At 64.7% G+C, this 26228-nt stretch carries 22 protein-coding genes and 2 pseudogenes; 13 read left to right on the top strand and 11 right to left on the bottom strand.

The features are described from left to right. The first annotated feature begins 50 nt into the window (after positions 1 to 50). From ACM9ME_RS11900 to ACM9ME_RS11885, 4 genes are read left to right on the top strand one after another with little or no spacing between them, the layout of a single operon-like run. Positions 51 to 2495 carry a cyclic nucleotide-binding domain-containing protein gene (locus tag ACM9ME_RS11900; protein ID WP_415643675.1) on the top strand — a complete coding sequence of 815 codons (2445 nt, stop codon included), beginning with the start codon at positions 51 to 53 and terminating at the stop codon, positions 2493 to 2495. Then, a complete protein-coding gene (locus ACM9ME_RS11895) occupies positions 2495 to 3367 on the top strand; it encodes a hypothetical protein (RefSeq protein ID WP_415643674.1) in 873 nt (290 codons plus the stop codon). The genes ACM9ME_RS11900 and ACM9ME_RS11895 overlap by 1 nt, the downstream gene beginning before the upstream one ends. 4 nt (positions 3368 to 3371) lie before the next feature. Next, positions 3372 to 5138, top strand: a complete 1767-nt coding sequence (locus tag ACM9ME_RS11890) for a cytochrome c3 family protein (protein WP_415643673.1) — start codon at positions 3372 to 3374, stop codon at positions 5136 to 5138. 8 nt (positions 5139 to 5146) lie between these two features. Beyond that, positions 5147 to 5995 carry a phosphodiesterase gene (locus ACM9ME_RS11885; protein ID WP_415643716.1) on the top strand — a complete coding sequence of 283 codons (849 nt, stop codon included), beginning with the start codon at positions 5147 to 5149 and terminating at the stop codon, positions 5993 to 5995. 10 nt (positions 5996 to 6005) lie between these two features. Here ACM9ME_RS11885 and ACM9ME_RS11880 read toward each other — a convergent pair whose 3' ends face one another. From ACM9ME_RS11880 to ACM9ME_RS11835, 10 genes are all read right to left on the bottom strand, one after another. Then, a complete protein-coding gene (locus tag ACM9ME_RS11880) occupies positions 6006 to 6410 on the bottom strand; it encodes a hypothetical protein (protein ID WP_415643672.1) in 405 nt (134 codons plus the stop codon). Positions 6411 to 6496: 86 nt separating this feature from the next. Further along, complete coding sequence (locus ACM9ME_RS11875; RefSeq protein WP_415643671.1) at positions 6497 to 7993, bottom strand: class I adenylate-forming enzyme family protein; 1497 nt, start codon at positions 7991 to 7993, stop codon at positions 6497 to 6499. Positions 7994 to 8152: 159 nt separating this feature from the next. After that, entirely contained in the window at positions 8153 to 9124 is a 972-nt protein-coding gene (locus tag ACM9ME_RS11870; protein WP_415643670.1) for an NAD(P)H-dependent flavin oxidoreductase, read from the bottom strand. Between the two features lie 37 nt (positions 9125 to 9161). Continuing rightward, positions 9162 to 9416: a hypothetical protein gene (locus ACM9ME_RS11865; RefSeq protein WP_415643669.1), complete on the bottom strand. Its 255-nt coding sequence runs from the start codon at positions 9414 to 9416 to the stop codon at positions 9162 to 9164. 34 nt (positions 9417 to 9450) lie between these two features. Further along, entirely contained in the window at positions 9451 to 10077 is a 627-nt protein-coding gene (locus ACM9ME_RS11860) for a YceI family protein (protein ID WP_415643668.1), read from the bottom strand. A 28-nt stretch (positions 10078 to 10105) separates the two neighbouring features. Further along, on the bottom strand, positions 10106 to 10681 hold the full coding sequence (gene ispZ, locus ACM9ME_RS11855; RefSeq protein ID WP_415643667.1) for a septation protein IspZ: 576 nt from the start codon (positions 10679 to 10681) through the stop codon (positions 10106 to 10108). After that, positions 10682 to 11605 (bottom strand): signal recognition particle-docking protein FtsY, encoded by a 924-nt coding sequence (gene ftsY, locus ACM9ME_RS11850; protein ID WP_415643666.1) that lies wholly within the window; start codon positions 11603 to 11605, stop codon positions 10682 to 10684. It abuts the gene before it with no gap. Further along, positions 11602 to 12777 carry a radical SAM protein gene (locus tag ACM9ME_RS11845; protein WP_415643665.1) on the bottom strand — a complete coding sequence of 392 codons (1176 nt, stop codon included), beginning with the start codon at positions 12775 to 12777 and terminating at the stop codon, positions 11602 to 11604. Before ACM9ME_RS11845 ends, ftsY begins: the two co-directional genes overlap by 4 nt. Further along, positions 12774 to 13568 carry a diaminopimelate epimerase gene (gene dapF / locus ACM9ME_RS11840; RefSeq protein WP_415643715.1) on the bottom strand — a complete coding sequence of 265 codons (795 nt, stop codon included), beginning with the start codon at positions 13566 to 13568 and terminating at the stop codon, positions 12774 to 12776. Before dapF ends, ACM9ME_RS11845 begins: the two co-directional genes overlap by 4 nt. 181 nt (positions 13569 to 13749) lie before the next feature. Beyond that, positions 13750 to 15375, bottom strand: coding sequence for a putative bifunctional diguanylate cyclase/phosphodiesterase (locus ACM9ME_RS11835; protein WP_415643664.1), 1626 nt, complete (start codon positions 15373 to 15375; stop codon positions 13750 to 13752). 164 nt (positions 15376 to 15539) lie between these two features. On the opposite strand from ACM9ME_RS11835, the gene ffh reads away from it, so the two are divergent. The 3 genes and pseudogenes from ffh to rimM all read left to right on the top strand — a co-directional run bounded on the left by ffh (position 15540) and on the right by rimM (position 18181). After that, positions 15540 to 16967, top strand: coding sequence for a signal recognition particle protein (gene ffh / locus ACM9ME_RS11830; RefSeq protein WP_415643663.1), 1428 nt, complete (start codon positions 15540 to 15542; stop codon positions 16965 to 16967). 104 nt (positions 16968 to 17071) lie between these two features. Then, a pseudogene (gene rpsP, locus ACM9ME_RS11825) lies at positions 17072 to 17500 on the top strand (30S ribosomal protein S16); the annotation flags it as partial. 216 nt (positions 17501 to 17716) lie between these two features. Beyond that, positions 17717 to 18181 carry a ribosome maturation factor RimM gene (gene rimM / locus ACM9ME_RS11820; RefSeq protein WP_415643662.1) on the top strand — a complete coding sequence of 155 codons (465 nt, stop codon included), beginning with the start codon at positions 17717 to 17719 and terminating at the stop codon, positions 18179 to 18181. Here the strand turns inward: rimM and ACM9ME_RS11815 are convergent. After that, positions 18178 to 19083: an NAD(P)/FAD-dependent oxidoreductase gene (locus ACM9ME_RS11815; RefSeq protein ID WP_415643714.1), complete on the bottom strand. Its 906-nt coding sequence runs from the start codon at positions 19081 to 19083 to the stop codon at positions 18178 to 18180. The two genes, rimM and ACM9ME_RS11815, sit on opposite strands and share 4 nt — an antisense overlap. 49 nt (positions 19084 to 19132) lie before the next feature. On the opposite strand from ACM9ME_RS11815, the gene trmD reads away from it, so the two are divergent. The 6 genes and pseudogenes from trmD to ACM9ME_RS11785 all read left to right on the top strand — a co-directional run bounded on the left by trmD (position 19133) and on the right by ACM9ME_RS11785 (position 26172). Next, positions 19133 to 19858, top strand: coding sequence for a tRNA (guanosine(37)-N1)-methyltransferase TrmD (gene trmD, locus ACM9ME_RS11810; RefSeq protein WP_415643661.1), 726 nt, complete (start codon positions 19133 to 19135; stop codon positions 19856 to 19858). A gap of 1 nt (position 19859) precedes the next feature. Beyond that, positions 19860 to 20243: a 50S ribosomal protein L19 gene (gene rplS, locus ACM9ME_RS11805; protein WP_415643660.1), complete on the top strand. Its 384-nt coding sequence runs from the start codon at positions 19860 to 19862 to the stop codon at positions 20241 to 20243. 109 nt (positions 20244 to 20352) lie between these two features. Next, positions 20353 to 22578 (top strand): annotated as a pseudogene (locus tag ACM9ME_RS11800) (S9 family peptidase). Continuing rightward, on the top strand, positions 22575 to 23921 hold the full coding sequence (locus tag ACM9ME_RS11795) for a putative 2OG-Fe(II) oxygenase (RefSeq protein WP_415643659.1): 1347 nt from the start codon (positions 22575 to 22577) through the stop codon (positions 23919 to 23921). Before ACM9ME_RS11800 ends, ACM9ME_RS11795 begins: the two are co-directional and overlap by 4 nt. A gap of 49 nt (positions 23922 to 23970) precedes the next feature. Continuing rightward, a complete protein-coding gene (locus ACM9ME_RS11790) occupies positions 23971 to 25086 on the top strand; it encodes a serine hydrolase domain-containing protein (RefSeq protein WP_415643658.1) in 1116 nt (371 codons plus the stop codon). Positions 25087 to 25143: 57 nt separating this feature from the next. Then, on the top strand, positions 25144 to 26172 hold the full coding sequence (locus ACM9ME_RS11785; RefSeq protein ID WP_415643657.1) for an aspartate-semialdehyde dehydrogenase: 1029 nt from the start codon (positions 25144 to 25146) through the stop codon (positions 26170 to 26172). Positions 26173 to 26228: the final 56 nt, after the last annotated feature.

Raw genomic sequence — 26228 nt, 5'->3', positions numbered from 1 at the left:
TAGCGCGACGGAGCCACGATGCTAGAGTGCGATGGGGCAGGGGGAATGGGGTGAGCGACAGAGTTCGCATCGCGATAGTCGGATCGGGACCGGCGGGACTGAGTGCGGCGGCGCGTGCGGCGCAGCTCGGGCTGAGTCATGTCCTGATCGAAAAGACCGATCATTTGTCCGACACGATCTATAAATATCAGAAGGGCAAGCACGTCATGGCGACGCCGGCGCAGCTGGTGTTGCGGTCGGATCTCGACTTCGGGGCGGGCAAGCGCGAGGTGATTCTCGGCACCTGGAACGACCAGACCGAGGGCGCGCGGGTAACGGTGCGGTACAAGGCCGAGGTTGCGTCGATCACGGGCGAACAGGGCGCGTTCACCCTGACGCTGAAGGACGGTGCGACGATCGACGCCGAGACGGTCGTGCTGGCGATCGGCACACAGGGCAATCCCAATCTGGTGCGCAGTACGGTCGGCGAAGGCGCGCAGGTGCAGTATCAGCTCGACGACCCTGCCGAATATAATGACGAGCACATCTTTGTCGTCGGGGGTGGCGATGCGGGGATCGAGAATGCGCTCGGCCTCGCGGCGGACGCAGCACAGGGCAATGTCGTTCACCTGCTCAATCGCGGCGCGGATTTCCCGACGGCCAAGAGCGCCAACGTCAAGGCGCTGCAATCGGCGCACGACACGGGACGGTTGACGATCCACAACGAGACGACCGCAAGCGCGATCGAGCGCGGCGAGATCGTGCTCGACACACGTGACGGCGAGGTACGCCTGAAATGCGACCGCGTCATCGCGAGGATGGGATCGGCACCGCCACGCAAGTTCGTCGAGGCGGCGGGCGTGGCCTTCGCCAGCGAAGATCGGCTGGCGTTTCCCGTGCTGTCGCCGACATTCGAGAGTTCCACACCCGGAATATACGTCATCGGTGCGCTGGCCGGCTATCCGCTGATCAAGCACTGCATGAACCAGGGCCATGATGTGGTCGAGTTCATCCACGGCAACACGGATTTGAAACCCGCCGACGAACCGATCCTCGAAGCCAAGTTCAAGGATTTGCCGGGGCGGCGCTCGGTCGACGAGTGGCTTGAATTCCTGCGCACGCGCATTTCGATTCTCGAAGGCATGACCAGCCTGCAGATGCGTGAGTTCATGCTGGATAGCGTGGCGCGCTTTTACCGCGCCGGCGACGTGATCTTCGAACGCAACGCGCCGGGATCGTCGCTGTTCGCCATTGCCGAAGGCAGTGTGCTGGTCGAGGTCAGCCAGACCGATCCGTCGATCACCGTGCCGATCGAACAAGGGTCGATCTTCGGCGAGGTCGGGCTGATCTCGGGACGGCGGCGCGGCGCGACGATTCGTGCGGGCGAGGATTGCATCGCGGTCGAAATTTCGCGGCTCGCGGCGCTAAAACTGCAGAGCCAGGTGCCGGCGGCAAAGAGCGAGATCGCGCGAATCTCGATCGAACGGCAATTGCTGCAGATGTTCGGCAGCGGACTGACCAAAAGCGACGTCGCGGAGGTTGTCGCCTCCGCCGAAGTTTTGTCGATCAAGGCCGGCGAGCCGGTGATCGTCGAAGGCGATACGGGCGACGACATTTTCGTGATCCGTACGGGGTCGATGATCGTCGAAAAGAAAATCGGCGGAAAGCCGGTGTTCCTATCCTATCTGCCCGCCGGGTCTTACGTCGGTGAAATGGCGCTGATCGCGGGCGGCAAACGCACCGCCACGGTGCGCGCGGCGATCAAATCCGAAGTGATCAAGCTGCAGGGTTCGGCGTTTCGTTCCTTGATGCAGCGCAAGCCCGCGCTGCTCGATCGCGCCCGGCGCGACATGGCGGCGCGACAAGACGTCAACACCTTCATCGAGGCCAAGAAGGACGGCTTTTCCAGTGTCGTCGACATGTATTCGAACGTCGCCACCTTCCTCGTTGAGCAAGGTGTTGGCGAAGCGACCGACGTGCTGTTGATCGACGAGAATCTGTGCGTCGGCTGCGACAATTGCGAAAAGGCCTGTGCCGACAGCCATGAAGGCCTAAGCCGGCTCGACCGCGAGGCGGGCAAGACCTTCGCGCATCTGCATGTCCCGACGAGCTGCCGTCATTGCGAACATCCCCATTGCATGGCCGATTGCCCGCCCAACGCGATCCACCGCGGGCCGGACGGTGAGGTGTTCATCGACGACAGCTGCATCGGCTGCGGCAATTGCCAGCGAAACTGCCCCTATGGCGTGATCCGCATGGACGCGGTGCCGCCCAAGAAGCCGTCATTGCTCAGCTGGCTGTTGTTCGGTGCGGGCCCAGGCCCCGGCGAGCCGTCCAAAAAATGGACATACGCACACGCGTCGGGCGAGACCGCCAAAAAGGCGATCAAGTGCGACATGTGTTCGGGGATTGAAGGCGGCCCCGCCTGCGTCCGCGCCTGTCCTACGGGGGCTGCGATCCGCGTTGCGCCCGAGGAGTTTTTGAGCGTCGCGCGGCTCGAAAGGAGCGGCGCCTGATGCCGACGCGCGCGACCCAGACTGGCCGCGTTCGCGTTCGCGCGGGCGAGGGGCATCAGGGCTATCTGACCAAGGCGTTATGGGCAAAGGTCGCGGGGACGATCTGCCTGATCGCGCTGATGCTCTATATCGCCGATCCCGCGCCGCATTCATCGGGTGGGACCGCGTTTGGCTATATCAGCGGCACCGCGTCGGCGGGCCTGATTCTGTGGCTGACGGCACTTGGCGTCCGCAAGCGTGCGATGACGCGCGGACGTTGGTCACTGAAAGGTTGGACATCGGCGCATGTCTGGCTGGGGCTGAGCCTGATCGTCGTCGTGACGCTGCATACGGCGTTCGATTTCGGCTGGAACCTGCACACGCTGGCTTATGCGTTGATGATGGTGGTGATCCTGTCGGGCCTGTTCGGGGTCACGATGTATCAGACGATCCCATCGCGCATGTCGGCCAATCGTGGCGAGACAACCGAGGCGCAGATGCTGGAGGCGTTGCGCGCCATCGACCGTCAGCTCGACGCCGCGGCGCAACCGCTCGATCACGAAACCGCCGCATGGGTGCTGGCGAGCATCGACGAGGATCCTTTCGCCGGCAGCTTCGTCAACCGCCTGTCGGGCCAATATCCGCGCTGTCGTACCGAAGCGGCGCAGGCGGCGATCCGCCGGCTGACCGGCAGCCGCGCCGATATGGGCGACGATCCGCTGGAACGCGTCGATGCCTTGCTCGAAAAGAAGCAGGCGCTGCTGGCGCGAATGCGGCGTCACATGCGATTGAAGGCGTTGCTCGAAATCTGGCTTTACGTGCACGTGCCGCTGACCTTTGCGACCATCGCGGCGGTTGCGGCGCATGTCGTCGCGGTGTTCTTCTTCTGGTGAGCAAGTGAGCTTCATCCTTCGCACCATCGCGCGCACCGCCGACGGCCGTGATATCGTCCGGTCCGCACCGATCGACGACAGCCGCCTGACGATCGGGCGCGACGCGTCGAACCGCGTGCATCTACCCGACCTCGCGGTCGATCCGTTTCACGCCACGCTGATCCGGCAGGGCGCGAGCGTGGTGGCGGAGAGCAGCAGTGGGCTGGGGTTCGGGGTCGATGGCCGCGCGACGACACACGCGGTGCTCAATCCGGCGCATGGCAGCGAATTGCGTTTCGGCAGCCACGTCCTGACGCTGTCCGAGGAAGACGGAACACCGGTCGTGACGGTGGCCAAGGTCGGATCGGTTGCCGAAGCGCGCGCGGACGAGGATGGCACGGCGTTTTCGCTGCGTGGCAAATTGCCGGGCAAACGGATCAGCGCTTGGGGGTTCGTGCTCCTGATTCTGGCGGCGTGTCTGGCCTGGCCGATCGTGACTTTCGCCAAATGGGAAGGCGCCAAGGCGCGGCCCGAAGCGGTCTATGCCGACAAGCAATGGAATGCCGGGCCGCTGAGCACCGCGCATCACGGACTGGAGAAGGATTGCCAGTCCTGTCACGCCAAGCCGTTCGAGCCCGTTCAGGATGCGAAGTGCATCGCCTGTCACACCAGCGTTCACGATCATGCCGATCCGAAGCGGCAGGTCGCGGCAATGGCCCCGCCGGGCGGATTTGCGCGCTTCCAGAACGGCGTGAAGCACAGTTTCGGCTATCCGACCGGGCAACGCTGCGTCGATTGCCATCAAGAGCATCAGGGCGCAGGTCCCATGGCGGCGACCGCGCAGAATTTCTGCACCGATTGCCATGCGACGATGAAAGACCGGCTCCCCGATACCAAGCTGGCCAATGCCGGAGATTTCGCGACGGATCATCCAAATCTGCGCCCCACCGTATCTATGGGGTGGCAGGGGGATCGCGTAATGCTGGCACGGCTGACGGACGCAAGTGCGAAGCGGGAAGATAACGGGCTGAAGTTCCCGCACGCGCTGCATATGAGCACGACCAATGGCGTCGCGCGCATGGCGATTTCCACCGACGGCAAGGCGCTGGAGTGCGCCAGCTGTCACCATAAATCGGATGATGGCGTCAGTTTCGGCAAGGTCGAAATGGAGCTCGATTGCCAGGGGTGTCACAGCCTGGCGTTCGAACGCATCGGCGGAACCGTTCGCACCTTGAGGCATGGCGATCCTGCCTTGGTCGTGGCCGATCTGCGTGCGTGGGGCGGATCCGGCGCGCCGATCGCCGGAACGATCGCCGGACGCCGCGTCCCCGGCTTTGCGGGCAGCGCAGGCGGCTATGGACCGAGCTATGGCCGCGGCGTCGATGCACCGTTTGTCAAAGGCGGCGCGTGTTTCGACTGCCATGTCATCGACCGTACAGGTAGTTCGTCAACGAATGGCTGGCATATCCGCCCGGTGTTTCAACCCTCGCGATACCTGAAGAACGGCTGGTTCGACCATAAGGCGCACGCGACGGAGACGTGTGTCACCTGTCACGCCGGCGCCAAGGCCAGCAACGATGCGAATGCCTTGCTCATCCCCGCGCTCGACAAGGGTGTGAACGGCAAAGGCTGTCGCGATTGCCATGGCGGCGAAAACAGTCACGCGGCGGTGCCGAGCACCTGTGCGCTGTGCCACAGCTATCACGCGGGCCCAGCACAGCCGTGGCGACCGATCGCGGGGCGGCGTGACCGACCGGCCATGAGGCGCGCCGGCGCGGCGTTGCAGCGATGACCGCCCCTTTGGTGATCGCACAGGTCACCGACATTCATCTGGGGTTCGACCCCGGCAATGCCGACGAATTCAACCGCCAGCGGCTCGATGCGACGCTGGGCGCGCTGACGCGGATGACGCCGCTGCCCGACTTGTTGCTGGCAACGGGCGATCTGGTCGATCGTGGCGATGCCGAAAGCTACGCCGTGGTGCGCGAAGCATTCGGCGGACTGCCATTCCCGGTGCTGTATTGCATGGGCAATCACGACGATCGCACCAATTTCGCGAGCGTGTTTCCCGAACTCGGTGACGGCGACTTCGTGCACTATGTGCATGACGTCGCGGGGCTCCGGCTGGTGGTGATCGATACGCTGGAGGACGGGCGCCACGGCGGCGGATTCTGCACCGCGCGGGCCGCCTGGCTGACCGCCCGGTTGGCCGAAGCGCCCGATACGCCGACGATTATCGTCATGCACCACCCGCCGGTCGAGGCCGGCATCGAGTGGATGAACACCGATCCGCGCGAGGATTGGGTCGAAACATTCGCTGCCACCATCGCCGGGCACGACCAGGTGCGCGGGATCATCTGCGGGCACCTCCATCGGTCGGTTACCGCCCAATGGGAAGGAATCACGGTCGCGATCTGTGCTTCGACGGCGCCACAAGTGGCGCTCGAACTTGCACCGATCGATGCCGACCAGCCCGACCAGCGCCCAATGATCGTCGCCGACCCGCCGGCGTACGCGCTGCACCGCTGGAACGGTGCGCAGTTGGTGACACTGTTCGAAACGGCAGACGACCACGTCGTCCTGGCAAGATTCGACGAACGCATGCAACCGCTGGTGCGGAGTTTGTTAGCCGAGCGACCAGTAGGCTAACGAATAGTCGTCAGCTCCGTTTCAGCCGGGCTTTCAGACTGGCCATGCCGATGCGGTCGATCGCTTCATCGCGGTCTTCCGAACCGATCACACAGGCGAGGTGACCGAGAATTTGAGCCATCAAGTCGATGCTCTGCAACGACGTCTGATACCGCATCAACAGGATCGGATCGTTGGACAATTCATCACCCAAGGCTTCAACCATGCGGCGGGTGTGCGCGAGTTCTTCCTGGATGCGCTGATCGAGCGGGTCCAAGCTCGGGACCAAGGGCAGCTGTTCGGGCGCGCGATAGACGTTGCGTTTGGGGGCTTCGGCTGCGGCCGATTTGGCGCGCGCGGCGGATACAATCGCATCGACGCGTGCCTGTGCCCGCGCCTGATCCTCATCGACCTTACGAAACGCGTTGAGAATCATGTAAGACCTGCGCTGCCCAATAATGTCTTGTGCGCGAGGTCAGGTTAAAAACTTATCCACCATCCGCGAGCCGGGGAGCGAACATTTCAGGCGGTGAGACGGTCGCGCAATTCGCGCTTGAGAACCTTGCCGATGTCACTGCGCGGCAAGCGGTCGGCTGTGTGGATCGAGGTGATGCGCTGGGTTCGACCCAGGCGCGCATTGGCGGCGGCCAGCACGGCTTGCGGGTCCGTACCGTCGGCCAGCACGACGAAGGCGGCGGGGGTTTCGCCCCAATCGGCGCTGGGCGCGGCGACGACGGCGGCCTCGATGACGCCGCGTTCGGCGAGCAATTCCGCCTCGAGGTCGCTGGGATAGATGTTGAAGCCGCCCGAGATGATGACGTCCTTGCGGCGGTCCATCAGGATCAGAAAGCCGTCCGCGTCGAAGCGACCGACGTCACCCTGACGCATGTAACGGTTGCCCTCGGGGCTGGTCCACATGGCCTCCGCCGTCGCTTCGGCGCGGTTGCGATAGCCGGTCATCATCATCGGCCCGCGTTCGACGATTTCGCCTGTTTCGCCGGGCGGCACTTCGACGCCGTCTTCGTCGATCAGGCGGATTTCGGATCCTTCGGCGACCTTTCCAACCGTATGCAGCTTTTCGGGGTGTAGATGCGCGATGAGGATGGTCGATGCGCCGCCCTCGGTCATCCCGTAGCTGTCGACGAGGCCGCCGGGCCAGCGTTTGAGCACATCGCCTTTCAGCGCGGGATCGAAAGGAGAGCTGGTGCTGCTCTTGAGCCGGAACGACGACAGGTCGAAACTGTCGAAATCGGGCAGCGCCATGATCCGGCGGTACTGCACTGGCACGAGCATGGTGTGCGTCGCGCGTTCGGCTTGCGCGAGTTCGAGGAAACCGCGTGCGTCGAATTTGCGCATCAGGACGCAGCGGCCACCGGCGGCGAGTTGTGGCAGGAAGCTGACCAAAGTCGTGTTCGAGTAAAGCGGGGTGGCGTTGATCGTGACGCTGTCCGCCGCATAGCCAAGTGGCATGATCCGCCGAAGATACGCCCAGCGCATCGCGTGGCTCTGGACGATGCCCTTGGGCGTGCCGGTGGTGCCCGAGGAATAGATGATGTTGAATGGATCGGACGGGCTGACGGTGACGGGTGTGGGTTTGCCGGCGCCCCAGCCATCTAGCGTCGCGAGATCGACGCGCGTGATGCCGACGGGGAGGGGGATTTCGAACGACGTATCGGCGAACAGATGCGACGCCGCGCTGTCGCGGAGCATCTGGCCGAGCGATTCGCGGCTCGCCGAGCTGGTCAGTGGGGCGGCGGCGGCGCCGATGCGAAGCGCGGCGATGAACACTGCCGCATAGGCGACCGAATTGTAGCCGCAGATGGCGACATTATCGCCGGGGCCGACGCCTTCGGACTGGAGACGGGCGGCTGTGGCATCGACCAAGGCGTCGAAATCGCGCCAGCTGACCCGGCGTTCGGCATCGACGATGGCGATAGTGTCCGGCTGTTCGACCGCATGTGCGGCGACGATGTCCGCGTGATTCGCGAGATCGCAGGCCAGCAGATCGGCGGCGGTCACGCTGAAACCGCTTTAAGGTGACAAAGGTGACACACCGTCATCCGACAAAGTCCCCTCCGAACCGTCCGTGAGGCAGGTGAACGGACAAGGGAAGTCAAGGACATCGGCGGACACCTATCAAGCGAAGCAGGGTGTAGGACAGGCTTTTATGTTGGCCGGTCAGTCGCGGTACTTCGCGTCGAGATCGGCCTTGGCCTGGCGATACTCGGCGGTCAGGCGCGCGACGAATTCGGCGACCGTCTGACTCGCCTTGACCGCGCCGATGCCCTGGCCCGAACCCCAGATGTCGCGCCACGCCTTCGACTTGGACGAATTACCGCCGCCGAAGTCCATGGTCTTGTAGTCGCCCTCGGGCAGGTTTTCGGGGTCGAGCCCCGCCGCCTCGATCGATTGGCGTAGGTAGTTGCCGTGCACACCGGTGAACAGGTTCGAATAGACGATGTCGGCGGCCTGACCCGCGACGATGCCGTCCTTGTAACCCTGATCGGCATTGGCCTCGGTCGTGGCGATAAAAGCGCTGCCGATATAGGCGAGGTCGGCGCCGGTAGCCTGGGCGGCGAGGACCGAGCGACCATGACCGATGGCGCCCGACAGTGCGACCGGCCCATCGAACCACTCGCGAATCTCAGTCATCAGCGCGAACGGCGACTGCGTGCCGGCATGGCCGCCCGCGCCCGACGCGACGGGGATCAGCCCGTCGGCGCCCTTTTCCAGCGCCTTGTGCGCAAACCGGTTGTTGATCACATCATGCAGCGTGATGCCGCCCCAGGCGTGCACCGCCGTGTTGAGATCTTCGCGTGCGCCGAGCGAGGTGATGACGATCGGCACCTGCCATTTGGCGCAAGTCGACAAATCGGCTTCGAGCCGGTCGTTCGATTTATGGACGATCTGGTTGACCGCGAACGGCGCGGCGGGCTTGTCCGGATTATCGCGGTTCCACGCCGACAATTCTTCGGTGATGCGGTGCAGCCATTCGTCGAGCAGGGTTTGCGGGCGCGCATTGAGCGCGGGGAAGCTGCCGACGATGCCCGCCTTGCATTGGGCGATGACCAGTTCCGGACCCGAAACGATAAACAGCGGTGAGCCGATGACGGGCAGGCGCAGCGTGTCGAAAATTGGTGGTAGCGCCACAGGCAATCATCCCCGATTCTTGGTTTTGGAGCGAAACCTATTGCGGCGGAGCCTTGCGGACAAGGTAGCGATACACGCCGATCGCATTGATCACCAACAGGACCATGTTCTGCCAGCCGATCCCTTTGGCATCCGGGCCGAGAAAACCCCAGGCGATCAGCGCGATTGAGGACGTGACGAACAGGACGAAGGCCCAGCCGGTCGGACGGCGGCCGAGATCGAGGCTGACGACGGCGGCGGCGATCACGCCCGCCGCGGCGCCATAATATTGCAGAAGATCGACAAAGGTCATGCGCGCCGAACGCACATGCGGCGTACCTGTTGCGTCAACCTTCCTTGGCGAAGGCGGCATTGATCGTCAGCTTCACGGTGTCCCCGACCAGGGGAATTCCCATCGACATGCCCCAGTCGCTGCGCTTGATCGTCGTGGTCGCCTGGAAACCGATGTTGAGCTTGGCCGGGCCGCCCATCGCCATCGTGCCCGCGCCGATGAAGCGCGCGTTGAGCGTGACCGGTTTGGTGACGCCGTGAATGGTCAGATCGCCCGAAATCGTCGCGGTCGTGCCCGTGGCGACGATCCTGGTCGAGACGAAGCGGCCTTCGGGGAATTTGGCGGCATCGAAGAAGTCGGGTGTCTGGAGATGCGCATCGAGACCGGCGACGGTGGTGCGAACCTTGGCGATGGGGAAGGCGATGTCGACCTTGGCCGCGGCGGGATGGGCAGGATCGAGCGTCAGGGTACCGGAAGGTTCGACGAACATGCCGCTATATTCGCTGAAGCCCAGATGGTTGATTTCGAACAGCACCTGCGTGTGGTTGGGATCGACCTTGTACGTCCCGGCCTGAACGCGTTTGGCGTCGGGCGCGCCGGGCGCGGTCTTTGGCATTTGCGGGGCTTGCGCGACTGCCGGAACGGCGAGCGCGGCGAGGAGGATGAGCGCGTTGCGAACCATGATCGTCTCCTGTTGATTTGCAACGGCGCTAAGGCTTGTCGGGCGCGACCGCCAGCCCTTCGCGCGTCATCATCGGAATTTGCGATGCGCCGAACGCCAATGACAGTGGAATCAGCGCCCAGACCTTGAGCGTCAGCCAAGTGTCGAAGCTGAGCATGTGGCGCATGATTTCGTTGAGCACCGCCATCGTAATGAAGAACAGTCCCCAGTTCCGGCTGAGCAGCAGCCAGCCGCGATCGCTCAACCCGTCGAGACCGGCTTCTAGGACGTATTTGATCAGCGGCTTGCGCAGCGCGACTCCGCCCAGCAGCAGCACGCCGAGGCCGGCATAGATGATCGTCGGCTTGATCTGGATAAACCGTTCGTCGTGAAACCAGATCGTCAGCGCGCCGAAGCCGACGACGAGGATCGCCGACAGCCACAGCATCGGCGACACGCGGCCGAGCAGAATTTTCGATGCGAGCACCGCGGCGACGATCGCAAGCATGAACGCCATCGTCCCGGCAAACACGCCGACCGTCTTGTAGACGACGAAGAACAGGATCAGCGGCGCGTAATCGATGGCGAAGGGCAGCCAGGCGGGACGCGGTTTCGTATCGGGCATTCAACGCGCTCCTGAGATGGCTTCGGCGAGTTCGCGCGGGTCGAACGGGCGGAGGTCGTCGATGGTTTCACCGACGCCGACAGCGTGGATCGGCAGGCCGAATTTCTCCGCCGCCGCGACGAGGACGCCGCCGCGGGCTGAGCCGTCGAGCTTGGTCATGACGAGGCCGGTGACGCCGGCGACTTCGCGGAATATCTCGATTTGCGAAAGCGCGTTCTGGCCGTTCGAGGCGTCGAGAACGAGGACGACATCGTGCGGCGCTTCGGGGTTGATGCGACCGAGGACGCGGCGGACTTTCGCCAGTTCGTCCATCAACTCGCGGCGGTTTTGCAGGCGACCGGCGGTATCGACGATGAGCACGTCCACGCCGGCTTCGGTCGCGGCCTTGACCGCGTCCCACACCAGGCCGGCGGCGTCGGCGCCCTGATTGCCGGAGATTAAGGGGACTCCGATGCGGTCGGCCCAGGTCTTGAGCTGACCGATGGCGGCGGCGCGGAAGGTGTCCCCGGCCGCGAGCATGATGCTGTAATCCTGTTCCTGGAGCAGGTGCGCGAGCTTGGCGATGGTCGTGGTCTTCCCCGACCCGTTGACGCCGACGACGAGGATGATGTGCGGGCGGGGGAAAGCGGTGATTTCGAGCGGCTCGGCGACCGGCGCGAGGACGCGTTCGATCTCGTCGGCCATGACGCGGCGGACTTCGGCTTCACCGACGCCGCGTTCGAATTTGGTGTTGGCGAGGCGTTCGCGGATCCGCGCGGCGGTGGCCGGGCCGAGGTCGGAAGCGATCAGCGCTTCCTCGACTTCGTCCAGCGACTGCGCATCGAGCGTGGCGGATGTCGCGACCACGGCGGTCGCCAGATTTTCGGTGATCCGTTCGGAGGTTTTCTTGAACCCGCCGAACAGGCGTTCGCGCCAACTGCTCATGCGGGTTGGGCGATCAGGCGGGTGCCGTCGCGGCCGGTGAGGCGGACCGGGAGGAGGGTGTTGGGTGCGACGGGCATGGTGAGGCGCGCGCTGGCGAAATCGGGGAGGTGACCCGATCGGCCGTCGCGTTCGATGAGCATCGTCGCGGTTTGGCCGACTTTGTCGTCGAGCCAGACAGTGCGGCGCGTTTCGGCGGCGTGGCGCAGTTCGGCGGCACGGCTGCGGACGATGTCATGGGAAAGCTGGGGCATGCGCGCGGCGGGCGTAGAGGTGCGCGGCGAAAAGGGGAAGATGTGCGGGTGCACGACGTTGCATTCGTCGAGGATCGCGAGAGAGTTGGCGTGGGCGGTTTCGCTTTCGGTGGGGAAGCCGGCGATGAGGTCGGCGCCGACGGCAATGTCGCGCTCGGCCTTGAGCGCGGCGACGAGCGCGATGGCTTGAGCGCGCGAGTGACGGCGTTTCATGCGCTTGAGGATGAGGTCGTCGCCCGATTGGAGCGAGAGATGGAGGTGCGGCATCAGCCGGTCTTCCTCCGCGAACAGTGCGAACAGGATGGGGTCGATGCCTGCCGGATCGAGCGATGACAGGCGCAAGCGCGAGAGGGTCGGCACTTCGCGCAGGATCGTGCGGACGAGGTGGCCGAGGCCGCCCTCGTAGCTGGTCGTATCGACGCCGGTGAGGACGGCTTCGTGGCAGCCGGCCTCGACGCGTTCGGCGATGGCGCGGACGATGTCGGCTGGGGCGAAGCTGCGATTGGGGCCGCGGGCGTGCGTGATGATGCAGAAGGTGCAGCTGTGGTCGCAGCCGGTCTGGACTTCGACGAAGGCGCGGGCGTGGTCGAGGCCGGAGACGACGGGTTTGCGGTTTAGTGGGCCTGTGCCCCCCCATGTGGCGGGCGCGAGCTTGTCGGCGACGGGGACCACGCGCGCGACTTCGGGCATGGCGGCGAAGGCGGCGGCATCGCTGGTCGCGGCACAGCCGGTGACGATAACCGGGCGTGACGGGTCGGTGCGAAAGGCGCCGCGGGCGGCCTGTCGCGCCTGGCGGACGCTTTCGTTGGTGACGGCGCAGCTGTTGATGATCGTCGCGCTGCCCAGCGGCGCTGCGAGCGTGCGGATCGCTTCACCCTCGGCGATGTTGAGGCGGCAACCGTGATTGATGACGTCGATCATGCGATGTCGGCAGTGCCCGAGAACACGAAGGTCGCCGGGCCGGACATGGCGATTGCGCCACCGTCCCAGGCGATGGTCAGGTCGCCGCCGGGGAGCGTGACGGTGACGGGCGACGTGACCAGCTTGCGCTTGATCGCGGCAATCGCGGCGGCACAGGCGCCCGTCCCGCAAGCGCGCGTCAGGCCAGCACCGCGTTCCCATACGCGGACCTTGAGCGATGCGGAGCCGGTCACTTGCGCGACGCCAACATTGACGCGCTGAGGGAAAACGGAATCGTGCTCGATTAATGGGCCGAGGCGGGCGAGATCGACCGCATCGACATCCGCGACGAAAAACACCGCATGCGGATTGCCGATATTGACGCAGAACGGATCGGCGAGGTCGTCCCAGGCGAGCGGCAGGTTCTGCGCATCCATCGCGTAGGCGAGCGGGATCTGGTCCCATGCAAAGCGTGGCGCAGCGAGGTCGACCGTCGCGCCGTTGTCGTTGGGCGTGAGTGTCAGGAGGCCGCCAGCGGTTTCGACGGTCGCTGGCTTGCCGATCAGCCGCGCGACGGCGCGGGTCGCGTTGCCGCATGCTTCGACTTCGGAGCCGTCATGATTCCAGATGCGCATCACTGCGTCGGCGGTGGTGCTGGGTTCGAGCAGGATCAGTTGATCGCAGCCGATGCCGGTGTGGCGGTCGGCGATGGTGCGTGCCGACGATTCGTCGATCGCCACGTGGGTTTCGCGCGCGTCGATCACGACGAAATCGTTGCCGAGGCCGTGCATCTTGGTGAAGGCGAAGCGCATGTGGCGGCGAGATAGGGGGACGGGGGCCGATTGCCCACCCCTGCGCGAGACTCNNCCCACCCTGCTCGCTGCGCGAGCTGTCCCTCCCTAAAGGGAGTGACGTCTGATTCAGCGCTATCCAAGNCGTCCCTCCCGCTTGCGGGAGGGACAGGTGCGCAGCACCAGGGTGGGGAGAGCCGGATCACCCCGTCCGTGCGTAATCCTGATACCCCCGCTGTGCGCGTGCCGTGGGCAGAAGGTTCCGCCCGGCCAGCAGCGAGTGGGTCGTGTCGACCGGCATCGGGCGGCCGTAAAAATAGCCCTGACCGCGATGGACGCCGAGGTCGATCAATGCCTGTTCGATTTCGCGGCTTTCGATCCCTTCGGCGGTGATCGGCAGACCGAGGCTGTCGCCCAGCCGCGTGATCGCGCTGACGATGGCCCGCGATTCGGCATTGTCTCGGATCGACACGACGAAGCTCTTGTCGATCTTGATGCGATCGAAGGGTAGCGCGCGGAGGTGCGCCAGGCTGGAATAACCGGTGCCGAAATCGTCGAGCGCGAGGCGGATGCCCTGGTTCTTGAGGCTGGCGGCGATCGATTGCGCGGTGGCGAGATTTTCGAACAACGATGTCTCAGTGATCTCGACCTCCAGCCGGTGCGCCGGAAAGCCGGTTTCGGTGAGTAGCTTGACCAGTTTTTGCGCGAACCACGGGTCCTTCAATTGCACGGGCGCGATGTTGACCGAGACGGTCAGCGACGGGTCCCAATCGCGCGCCTCGCGCAGCGCCATGCGCATGACCGCCAGCGACAGATCGCCGATCAGCCCGCTGTCATGCGCGATGGGCAGGAATGATTCGGGCTCGAGCACGCCGCGCGTCGGGTGTTTCCAGCGCGCGAGGACTTCGAACCCTTGCAACCGGCCGGTGACGAGATCGATCTGTTGTTCGAAATAAGGCACGATTTCACCGCGCGGAATGGCGAGCCGCATCCCGGCCTCGATATCGTTGCGCGCCTGAAGCTCGCGCTCCATCGAAATGTCGAACCAGACGTGGCGATTGCGGCCTTGTTGTTTCGCGGCATACATCGCGATGTCCGCACAGCGCATCAGCGAGTCCATGTCCGGACATTCGCCGCTGGAGCGCGCGATGCCGACGGAAACCGAAACGTTTACGTGCGTCGTCGCAAGTGCGAAAGGCTGGGCGAGGCGCGCCACGACCGCGCGAGCGACGGTTTCGACATAGCCCGTATCGGCCAGGTCGAACGCGAAGGCGCAGGCGAATTCATCCCCGCCCAGCCGCGCGATGAACGCGTCGGCGGGCATGGCCTGCACCACTTCGGAGGCCGCCGCCTGCAGCAGCGCGTCGCCGATTGCGTGGCCGTGGACATCGTTGACGTTCTTGAAGTGATCGAGGTCGAGCAACAGCATCGCCACCGCCCGCCCTTGCGCGGCGGCGGTCGCCAGCATCGGCTCACCCTGTTCGGCCAGCGCGCGGCGGTTGTAAAAGCCGGTCAACGGATCTCGCTTGGCGAGCAGTTGCGCCCTGGCCTCGGCGGCGCGGCGTTCGTGAACCTCCTGAGTCAGGTCGCGGTGACGACGCCAGCCAAACAGGATCAGGGCGATGTTCAGCACCAAGGCGACGGCCAGCACGCGGTCGGCGCCACCGCCGATCCCCGCCAGGTAATTGACGACCGAACTCAAGGCGCGGCTGCCCGTCGACACGAACAGGATCAGGGCGGCGAAGACGATCCCGCCGGTGAGAACGTCCTTGCGGCTGTTGAGTTCGCGGTGCGCACCGGGTCGGGCTGAAGCGGATTTTTCCTGCATGAGGCGGTCGATAGGCCCGCGCTCGTCAAGGACGGTTTAAGCGACAAGGTTGACGAAATCCTGCCAAACCCATAGGGCCGCGATCATTCGAAGCGCATCCCCGGATGCCGCCGGCCGACGAGGTTTCGTCCGCCGGCGTTTTTTGCGTTGGAGTGAATGGGTCCATGTTCGACAGTCTGAGCGACCGGTTGAGCGGCGTTTTCGCCGGCTTGCGCGGGCGCGGCGCGCTGTCGGAGAATGACGTTCGCGGGGCCATGCGCGAGGTGCGGATCGCGTTGCTCGAGGCCGATGTCGCGCTGCCGGTGGTGCGCGAATTCATCGACAAGGCGACCGAAAAGGCCGTCGGTCAGGATGTGCTGCGATCGGTCACGCCGGGGCAGCAGGTCGTCAAGATCGTCCATGACGCGCTGGTCGAGATGCTGGGCAGCGATGCCAGCGATCTGGAGCTGAACGTCACGCCGCCTGCCGTCGTGATGATGGTCGGGCTGCAGGGGTCGGGCAAGACCACGACCACCGCCAAGATCGCCAAGCGGTTGTCGGCGCGCGAGGGCAAGAAGGTGCTGATGGCGTCGCTCGACGTCAATCGCCCGGCGGCGCAAGAGCAGTTGGCGGTGCTCGGCGAGCAGGCGGGCGTCGCCACGCTGCCGATCGTGCAGGGGCAGCAGCCGGTCGATATCGCGCGCCGCGCGCTGCAATCGGCGAAGCTGCAGGGTTTCGATGTGGTCATGCTCGACACGGCCGGTCGCCTCCACGTCGATCAGGCGTTGATGGACGAAATGCGCGCGGTGTCCGCGGCGTCGAATCCGGCCGAGACACTGCTCGTGGTCGACAGCCTGACCGGTCAGGACGCAGTCAACGTTGCAAAGAACTTCTCCGACCAGGTGCCGCTGACGGGCGTCGTGCTGACCCGCATGGACGGCGATGCGCGCGGCGGCGCGGCGCTTTCGATGCGCGCGGTCACGGGCAAGCCGATCAAGTTCGTTGGCACCGGCGAAAAGCTGGACGGGCTCGAGGCGTTTCATCCCGAGCGTGTCGCCGGCCGCATTCTCGGCATGGGCGACGTTGTCTCGTTGGTCGAACGCGCCGCCGAGGCGGTCAATCAGGAAGACGCCGAGGCGATGGCGGCGAAGTTCGCCAAGGGCCAGTTCGACCTCAATGACCTGCGCAACCAGTTGAAGCAGATGCAGAATATGGGGGGGCTCGGCGCGCTGGCCGGGATGATCCCGGGCATGAAGCAGGCGCAGGCGGCGATGGCGTCTGGCGCGGTCGAGGATCGTTTGCTGGTGCGCATGGACGCGATGATCGGATCGATGACGCCCAAGGAACGCAGCAAGCCCGAGTTGCTCCAGGCCAAGCGCAAGATCCGCATCGCCAAGGGTTCGGGCGTGACGGTGCAGGACGTCAACAAGCTCCTCAAAATGCATCAGGACATGTCGGGCGCGATGAAGAAGTTGCGCAAGATGGGCGGCATCAAGGCGATGATGGCGATGATGGGCGGCGGCAATCCGCTGGGCGGCATGGCCAATATGCTGGGCGGCAAGATGCCCGGCGGTGCGGGCGGCCCACCGCCTGGATTATTCAAAAAGAAATAGCGTCGCCCCGGCGCATGCCGGGGCCGCTAACGAGACAGAAGACTATTTGTGTAGCGATCCCGGCCTTCGCCGGGATGACGATTTAAAAAAAAGGAAGATTTATCATGGCAGTTGCAATTCGTTTGGCGCGTGGCGGTTCGAAGAAGCGTCCTTATTACAAGATCATCGTGGCGGATTCGCGTTCGTCGCGCGACGGCAAGTTCATCGAGCGGATCGGCAGCTATAATCCGCTGCTGGCCAAGGACGACGCGGCGCGCGTGGTGCTCGACACCGAGCGCGCGAAGCACTGGCTGAGCGTCGGCGCGCAGCCTTCGGATCGTGTGCTCCGCTTCCTTGATGCCGCAGGCGTGATGGAGCGTGCGGCGCGCAACAACCCGAACAAGGGCCAGCCGGGCGAAAAGGCCAAGGAGCGCCTTGAGGAGCAGGAAAAGAAGGCCGCCGACGCTGCCGAGGCAGCCGCCGAAGCAGCCAACCAGCCTGTGCCGGAAGTTGTCGAAGAAGCTCCCGCCGAGGAGGCTCCTGCCGACGACTCGCAGGCCGAGACGGAAGCCGTTATGGCTGCCGAAGTCGAAGCCGCGACCGAAGAGCCGACGCCAGAAGCCGAAGCCGTGGCCGAAGCGGCTGCTGCCGAGCCGACCCCGGAAGCGTCTGCCGAAACCAACGAAGCCACGCCGGACAGCGACGCGGGCGATGACGCTGCTGCCGTCGAAGGCGAGAGCGCCCAGAAGCCGGCTGAAGGCTAAGCCTCGATGCACTCCGACCGCCCCGTCACGCTCGCCGCGATTGCCGGCGCGCATGGCGTGGGCGGCGAGGTGAAACTAAAGCTGTTTACCGACGATCTGTCTGCGTTCCGCTCGTTCAACGACGGGGCGCTGACGATCAAATCGCTGCGCGGCAATATCGCGCGGTTTGCCGAAATCGCCGATCGGACGACGGCGGAGCGGCTGCGCGGGACCGCGTTAACGGTCCCGCGGTCGTCGTTGCCGCCGCTGGGCGATGGCGAATATTATCACCATGATCTGATCGGGCTGCCTGCGGTGTCGACCGACGGCGTGGCGCTGGGCATCGTCGTCGCGATCGAGAATTTCGGCGCGGGGGACGTGATCGAAATCGAACGTCCCGACCGCAAGCGTTTCATGGTACCGATGCGGCCGGAAGCGGTGCCGGAATGGGGCGACATGGTTACGGTCGAAGCGAGCTTCGTTGAAATCTAACGCCGGATAGGTTGCCGCTCGTCCAACAAATTGCGAATCTTCGTCGCCGCGACGCCGGCTTCGCCCATCGCATGGCTGATCTGGTCGAGGCCCTTTACGACATCGCCCGCGGCGAACAGGCCCGGGACGCTGGTCATCTGGTGATCGTCCACGACGAGGCAGCCGTCGGCGGATGCCTCAGCCCCGGCTGCCACCGCGAGCTCGGAGCGAATGTGCGAGCCGAGCGCGGGATAGATGCTGGCGAAGCGGCGTTCGCCGTCTGCCGTGCCGACGGCAATCTCGTTTCCGATGATATGGATTGGGGCGGCGGGGCCATCGACGATTTCGATCCCCGCGGCCTCGATTTTTTCACGGGCGATTTGGTCGAGGTCGTGGACCCCGGTGTGCGCCACGAGGGTGATATGCGGGGTGAAGCCGCGCAAAAACAGCGCTTCGCGCATGCCATGTCCGCCGGTGCCGATCACGCCGACGCGCTTGTCGGTGACTTCATAGCCGTCGCAGATCGGACAATACCGGATCAGACCGCGGGCGAGTGCCGCGTCATGCTCAGCCTTGTCCATGTTGGGCGGCAGGTTGTGGACGCCGGTGGCGAGGAGGATACTGCGCGCTTGAACCTCGCTGCCTTCGACGAGCACGCGGAAAAAGCCGCCGTCCGGGATGATTTGCGTCACGGTGGCATCGGTGCGGTCGACGCCAAATTCGGCGGCCTGTTTGTGCATCAAGTCGAGCAGGTCGGTGCCCTTGATGCCGCCGGGATAGCCTGCATGGTTGTGGGTGCGCGGGATCAACGCGGTGCGGCTGGAGCCATTGTCGTAAAGCCGAACGGCCAGATGGAAACGCGCGAGGTAAATGGCGGCAGTCAATCCGGCGGGCCCGCCGCCGATAATGGCACAGTCGATCATCACCGTCCAAAGCTTCGCGCAGCGGTTCGTTCCGGCTAGAGCGCTTCGGATGACCTTCGCGGCGCATGTCCTCACCCTCTATCCGGGCATGTTTCCGGGGCCGCTGGGGACGTCGCTGGCGGGGCGCGGGTTGGGGTCGGCGTGGACGCTGACGGCCACGAACATTCGTGACTATGCGACCGACAAACACAAGTCGGTGGACGACACCCCGGCGGGCGGAGGGGCGGGGATGGTGTTGCGCGCCGACGTGCTGGCAGCGGCGATCGACGGTGCGCCGGCGGAACTGCCGCGGATTGCTTTTACGCCACGTGGAAAGCCGCTGACGCAGGCGCGGGTGCGCGAGTTGGCGGCGGGGCCGGGGGTTGTGCTGCTGTGCGGGCGATTCGAGGGGTTCGATGAACGAATTTTTGAGGCGCGCGGGATAGAAGAAGTGTCGATCGGCGACTTCGTGCTGTCCGGTGGCGAGGTTGCCGCGATGGTCCTGCTCGATGCTTGCGTTCGGCTGCTCCCCGGCGTAATGGGCGCGCCTTCCAGCGGGGATGACGAGAGCTTCGAAACGGGGCTGCTCGAATATCCGCATTATACCCGACCCGTCATATGGGAAGGGCGCACGATCCCCGAAGTGCTGCGATCGGGGGATCATGCGCGCATCGCGGCCTGGCGCAAGTCGATGGCCGAGAGCGATACACGGTCACGCCGACCGGACCTTTGGGAACGCCATGAGGGCGTTCGGGTCCAGCCGGCCTCTGGCGCGCGGCACGAGAAGGAAGAATGAGATGAACCTCATCCAGACGATCGAGGCGGAAAACATCGCCGTCCTGTCCGCCAAGCGGGCCATTCCCGAATTCCGTCCCGGTGACACGCTGAAAGTCGGCGTCCGCGTCGTCGAAGGCGAGCGCACCCGCGTCCAGGCGTATGAAGGCGTGTGCATCGCGCGGTCGAACAAGGGCATGGGCAGCAACTTCACCGTCCGCAAGATCTCGTTCGGCGAAGGCGTGGAGCGCGTCTTCCCGCTTTATTCGCCGAACATCGACAGCATCGAAGTCGTCCGCAAGGGCGCGGTGCGTCGCGCCAAGCTCTATTATCTGCGCGGTCGTCGCGGCAAATCGGCGCGTATCGCCGAACGTCGCGACACGCGTGGCGACACGGCCAAGGGCTGAGTCCTCCAGCGAGTTCAAAAAAAGGGGCGTGGGACCAGCCGTTTCCGCGCCCCTTTTTCGTTGCGCGCGTGCCGAGGCGCGTCGATAGCGGCGGCAACGGAGGCGGTTGATGGGCAAATGGCTGGCATGTGCGGCGGTGATCGGTACGGTGGCGATGGGCGGTAGCGGCATGGCGGCCGACGCGCCGCAAAAGCTGACGCTCGAGCGCGTGTTCGGCGATCCCGGCCTCAATGGAACGCAGCCGCAATCGCTCAGGCTGTCGCCCGATGGCACGCTCCTGACCTCGGTGCGCAACCGCGCCGACGAGAAGGAACGGTTCGATTTGTGGGCGCTCGACACACAGACCGGGCAAAGCCGGATGCTGGTCGATTCGAAGAAGGTCGGCAGCGGCGCGGAACTCAGCGAAGCCGCCAAGATGCAGCGCGAGCGCGACCGTTCGCTGACCGGCAAAACCGGGATCGTCAGTTACGACTGGTCGCCGGACGGCACGCAGTTGCTGATCCCGATCGACGGCGAGCTGTATGTCGCGGGGCGCGACGGGTCGGCGCGCAAGCTCGACGGGACGCGCGATGCGCTCAATCCCGCGATCACACCGCGCGGCGGCTTTATCAGTTTCGTGCGCGACCAGAATTTATGGGCGATGCCCTTGGCTGGCGGCGCGGCGCGGCAGTTGACGCAAGGCGGCGCGGGTACGGTCCATTGGGGCGAGGCGGAGTTCGTCGCGCAGGAAGAAATCGATCGCCGCACCGGTTTCTGGTGGTCGCCCGACGATGCCCATGTCGCGGTCGAGCGGTTCGACGAAGCCCCGGTCAAGATTTTCACCCGCGCGGCGATCGGCGCATCCGGGACGACGACGTATCAGCAACGCTATCCGGCGGCGGGTACGCCCAATGCGCTGGTCGAACTCTATGTGATGCGCGCGGATGGCAGTGGGCAGGTCAAGGTCGATTTGGGCCACGATCCCGATATGTATCTGGCACGGGTCGACTGGACGCCCGACGGCATGACCCTGATCGTTCAGCGCGAGACGCGCGATCAGCGACGGCTGGATGTGCTCAAGGTCGATCCGGCGACGGGCAAGAGCTCAATCTGGTTCAGCGAAACGGCTGGGCCGAAGAGCTGGCTCAATCTGAGCGACGCCTATCGCCTGCTGCGCGACGGACGGCTGTTATGGTCGTCGGAGCGCAGCGGGTACCGGCATCTGTACCTGCTCGACGGCAAGAAATGGACGCAGTTGACCAGCGGGCCGTGGGTCGTGACCGATCTGGTCGGCGTCGATCAGGCGAAGGGCCGCGTGTATTTTGCCGGCCTCAAGGATGATGTTCTCGAAAAGCACGTGTACGCACTTGATTTGACCAACCCCAAGGCGGTGACGCGGCTGACCGAGCGCGGCTGGGCCAATGGCGCGACGATGGACGGCGCGGCGACGCGGCTGATCGTGTCGCGCAGCAACACCAACCAGCCGACACAGGTTTATCTCGCCGACACGACGGGCAAGCGCATCTCGTGGATCAACGAGAATTCGGTGACCGTTCCGGGGCATCCCTATGCGCCGTTCGTCGCGGCGCATCGCCCGACCGAATTCGGGTCGATCAAGGCGGCCGACGGCAGCGATCTCTATTGGGAAATGATCACGCCCGTGATGGAGCCCGGCAAGCGTTACCCGGTATTCTTTCAGCATTATGGCGGACCCGGCACGCCGCAAACGGTGACGCACGGCTGGGGCGGCGCCTTGACGCAGTATCTGGTGTCGCAGGGTTGGATCTTCTTCCAGATCGACAATCGTGGCTCGTTCAACCGCGGCACCGCGTTCGAAAACCAGATCTGGCATGCGATGGGCAGCGTCGAGGTGGCCGACCAGCTGGCAGGCGCGAACTATCTGAAGTCGCTGCCGTTCGTCGATGGCAAGAAAATCGCGATCTATGGCTGGTCGTAGGGCGGCTACATGTCGTTCAAGATGCTGGAAAAGACGCCGGGCGTTTACGCGGCGGCGGTGGCGGGGGCGCCGGTGACCGACTGGCGGCTGTATGACACGCATTACACCGAACGCTATCTGGGTGATCCGAACACCGACAAAGCCAGCTATGCCGGTTCGGCGGCGGTAACCGACGCCGCGAAGATCACCGATCCCTTGCTCCTGATCCACGGCATTTCGGACGACAACGTGTTCCTCGACAATTCTCTGGCTGCGGTCAGCGCGATGCAAAAGGCGGGGACGCGGTTCGAGATGATGTTCTACCCCGGCTACACCCACCGCGTCGGCGGGCCGGTGTCGGTGCATTTGTGGCGGACGATCGAGGATTTCCTCGACCGCAATGTGAAGGACGCGAAATGAGCGATCCGGCGGAAATTACGCGCCTGCAACAGCATTTGCGCGTCAATTCCAACGACCTGGCGAGCTGGCACAATCTGGGCGTAGAATGGCGTGTGGCGGGCAATCACACCGCCGCGTTGAGCGCGCTGGAAGAAGGCATGAAACGCGGCTTGCGCGCACCAGAAACCCTCAGCGTACGCGCGCACGTTCTCGCCGACCTCGGCCGGTTCGACGATGCGGTGACCGAATATCGCCGCGTGCTGAAAGATTTCCCGGGGCAGGTCGACGCGCATGAGACACTCGCCAAGCTGCTGCCGCAAATGGGGCGGGGGAGCGAGGCGCTCGACAGTTTCCGCGCCGCGCTGAAGGCCGCGCCGGACATCGGCGTGTTATGGGTTTCGGCGATGGCGACCGCGCGGGTGCTGGGCGAACATGAGCAATTGCTCGAATGGGCGCGCGCGGCCGATAAGCGGTTCGGACACGACGCGATGATCGACGTGTTCGCGGCCAATGCGCTGTCGGCGCTGGACCGCGACGACGAGGCGTTCGACGAAGCGATGAAGGCGGCGGCGTTTGCGGAGGACTATGCTCCGGCACAACTCGCGCTAGCGCATGTCGCGCTGAAAAAAGGTGATTTGAAGCTGGCCGAAGCGGCGGCGATGGAGGCGACGAAACTCGCCCCGCTCGACCAGTCGGGCTGGGCGCTGCTGACCGTGATCTGGCGGTTGCAGAAGGACGAGAATCGCGAACGTTGGCTGGCGGACTACGACCGGATGATCATCCCGTTGATGCTCGAGGGCGTCGATCTGGGCGCGGCGCGTGACGCGCTGACGGGGATGCACGTCACGCGTGCGCATCCGGCGGATCAGTCGCTGCGTGGCGGTACGCAGACGCGCGGCAATCTGTTCGACCGTAACGAGCCGGCGATCGTCGAACTGCGCGGTGCCATCGAACGGGCGATCGCCGCGGCGATGGCGATCCTCCAGCCCGATCCGATCCATCCCTTTCTCGGCCGGCTGACCGGCAGCCTGAAATTTCAGGGATCGTGGTCGGTGCGGCTGGCGAGCGAGGGATTTCACATCAGCCACATCCACCCGCAGGGCTGGTTGAGCAGCGCCTGCTATATCGACCTGCCGCCCGAAGTCGGCGGCACGAGCGACGCCGGTGCGCTGGCATTCGGGGTGCCCGACGCCGCGCTCAAGCTTGACCTCAAGCCGCGGCGGATCGTCCGGCCACAGCCCGGCATGCTGGTGCTGTTCCCGAGCTATTTCTGGCACGGGACATTGCCGTTCGACAGCGAGGCCAAGCGTCTGACCGTGGCGTTCGACGCCGTGCCGTTGGATGCGAGCGGTAACCCGGCTTAGACCATTGTTCAGGGTGCTGCTGGGCGGATTGGCCGCGATGATCGCTAGCGTGGCGAGTGCCAAATCGATGACTCCGGCACGCGCGGCCGACATCGATGCGGCGGTCCATGTCGGCATGACCCGAACCGGCGCGCAGGGCCTCGCGCTGGCGGTCGTCGAGGATGGCAAGGTCGTGCTGACCCGCGCTTATGGGCTGCGTACCGCCCAAGGGAGTGCGCTGAAGACCGACAGCGTGGTGTACGCTGCATCGCTGTGCAAGACCGTGTTCGCCTACACGGTCATGCGCCTGGTGGCTGAAGGGAAGGTCGACCTTGATCAGAGTTTTGCCGCGATGCTGCCCAAGCCGCTGCCAGACTATGGCAATTTGCCGCACGGAATGGGCAATTGGGGCGACCTCGCGGGCGATGAGCGCTGGCGCAAGCTGACGCCGCGCATCACGCTGACGCATGCGACGGGCTTTGCGAACTTCGCATTTCTCGAGCCCGACCAGAAACTCAAATTCCATTTCGAGCCGGGCACGCGCTATGCCTATTCGGGCGAGGGGCTGCTGTTGCTCCAGTTCGCGATCGAGCAGAAGTTGGGGCATTCGGTCGGCATCGAGGCCGACCGGCTAACCTTTGGGCCGCTGGGGATGACCAGCAGCGCGATGGATTGGCAGCCGGCCTGGGCGGACCGCGCCGCGCAGGCGTGGGATGCGAAAGGTGAGGCGTTTCAGCACACCCCGCGCAAACGCGTCCGCATCGCCGGATCGATGGACACGACGATCGAGGATATGGGCCGGTTCGCCGCCGCGCTGGTCAGCGGGACAGGTCTCAACCGCGCCACCTTCGACGACATGACCCGTCCGCAACGGCCGATTACGAGCGTGTCGCAATTTCCGACGTTGCAGGACGATGCGCCTCCCGAAAAGCGGTTCAGGGGGCTGTCGGCGGGGCTTGGCGTCGTCACGTTTTCAGGACCGCAGGGTGCGGGATTCTACAAAGGCGGGCATGACGACATGACCGGCAACACGATGGTTTGCGTGAAGCGCGGGCGGCGATGCGTCGTGCTGTTGGGCAACGACGTGCGCGCGGAGCCGCTGTTTCCCGAACTGGTCAATCACATCCTGGGCGAAACAGGCGCGCCGTGGCGCTGGGAATATCCCGAGCAGTTTGTCACGCCTTAAGCGTTGGCCATATTCGTCGACGGCGCTATGCGGCAGCGCGTCATTCGGAGAGCAAGCATGGGTTATCGGATCGCGGTCGCGGGCGCGACGGGCAGTGTCGGGCGCGAGGTCCTCAACATCCTCGCCGAGCGAGAATTCCCCGCCGACGAAATCGCCGCGCTGGCGACGTCGCGCAGCCAGGGCGACGAGGTCGAATATGGCGAAAGCGGGCGGATGCTCAAGGTCCAGAATATCGAGAATTTCGATCCCGCGGGCTGGGACATGGCGATCTTCGCGATCGGCAGCGCGGGTTCGGCGGCGCATGCTCCCCGGTTCGCCGCCGCCGGTTGCACGGTAATCGACAATGCGTCGCTGTACCGGATGGACCCCGATGTGCCGTTGATCGTGCCGGAGGTGAATCCGGAGGCGATCGACGGCTATCGCAAGAAAAACATCATCGCCAATCCGAACTGCTCGACGGCGCAGATGGTCGTCGCGCTCAAGCCGCTGCATGATTACGCCAAGATCAAGCGCGTCGTCGTCGCAACGTACCAATCGGTGTCCGGTGCCGGCAAAGCGGGAATGGACGAACTGTTCGAGCAGAGCCGCAACATCTTCGTCGGCGATCCGGCGGTGCCGCATAAATTCACCAAGCAGATCGCGTTCAACGTGATCCCGCACATCGACGACTTCCTCGACGACGGATCGACCAAGGAAGAATGGAAGATGGTCGTCGAGACCAAGAAGATCCTCGACCCCAAGATCAAGATCACCGCGACGTGCGTGCGCGTGCCGGTGTTCGTCGGGCATTCGGAAGCGATCAACATCGAATTCGAGAACGAGATTTCGGCGGCCAAGGCCAAGTCGATCCTGCGTGAATCACCGGGCGTGATGCTGATCGATAAGCATGAGGATGGCGGCTACGTCACCCCCGTCGAATGCGTCGGCGATTATGCGACGTTCATCAGCCGCGTGCGTGAAGACCCGACGGTCGATAGCGGGTTGAGCCTGTGGTGCGTGTCGGACAACCTCCGCAAGGGCGCGGCGCTCAACGCGGTGCAGATTGCCGAATTGCTCGGGCGGCGGGCGCTCAAGAAGGCGGCGTGATCGCTATCCTCCCGGTCCAGCGCCGCTGGTTGGCGGCGGTCTTGTGTGCCGCGTCA

The organism is Sphingomonas antarctica (genome assembly GCF_965137005.1).
Taxonomy (GTDB): domain Bacteria; phylum Pseudomonadota; class Alphaproteobacteria; order Sphingomonadales; family Sphingomonadaceae; genus Sphingomonas_O; species Sphingomonas_O antarctica.
The sequence above is the reverse complement of the archived record's forward strand: the minus strand, read 5'-3'. Positions and strand labels throughout refer to the sequence as shown.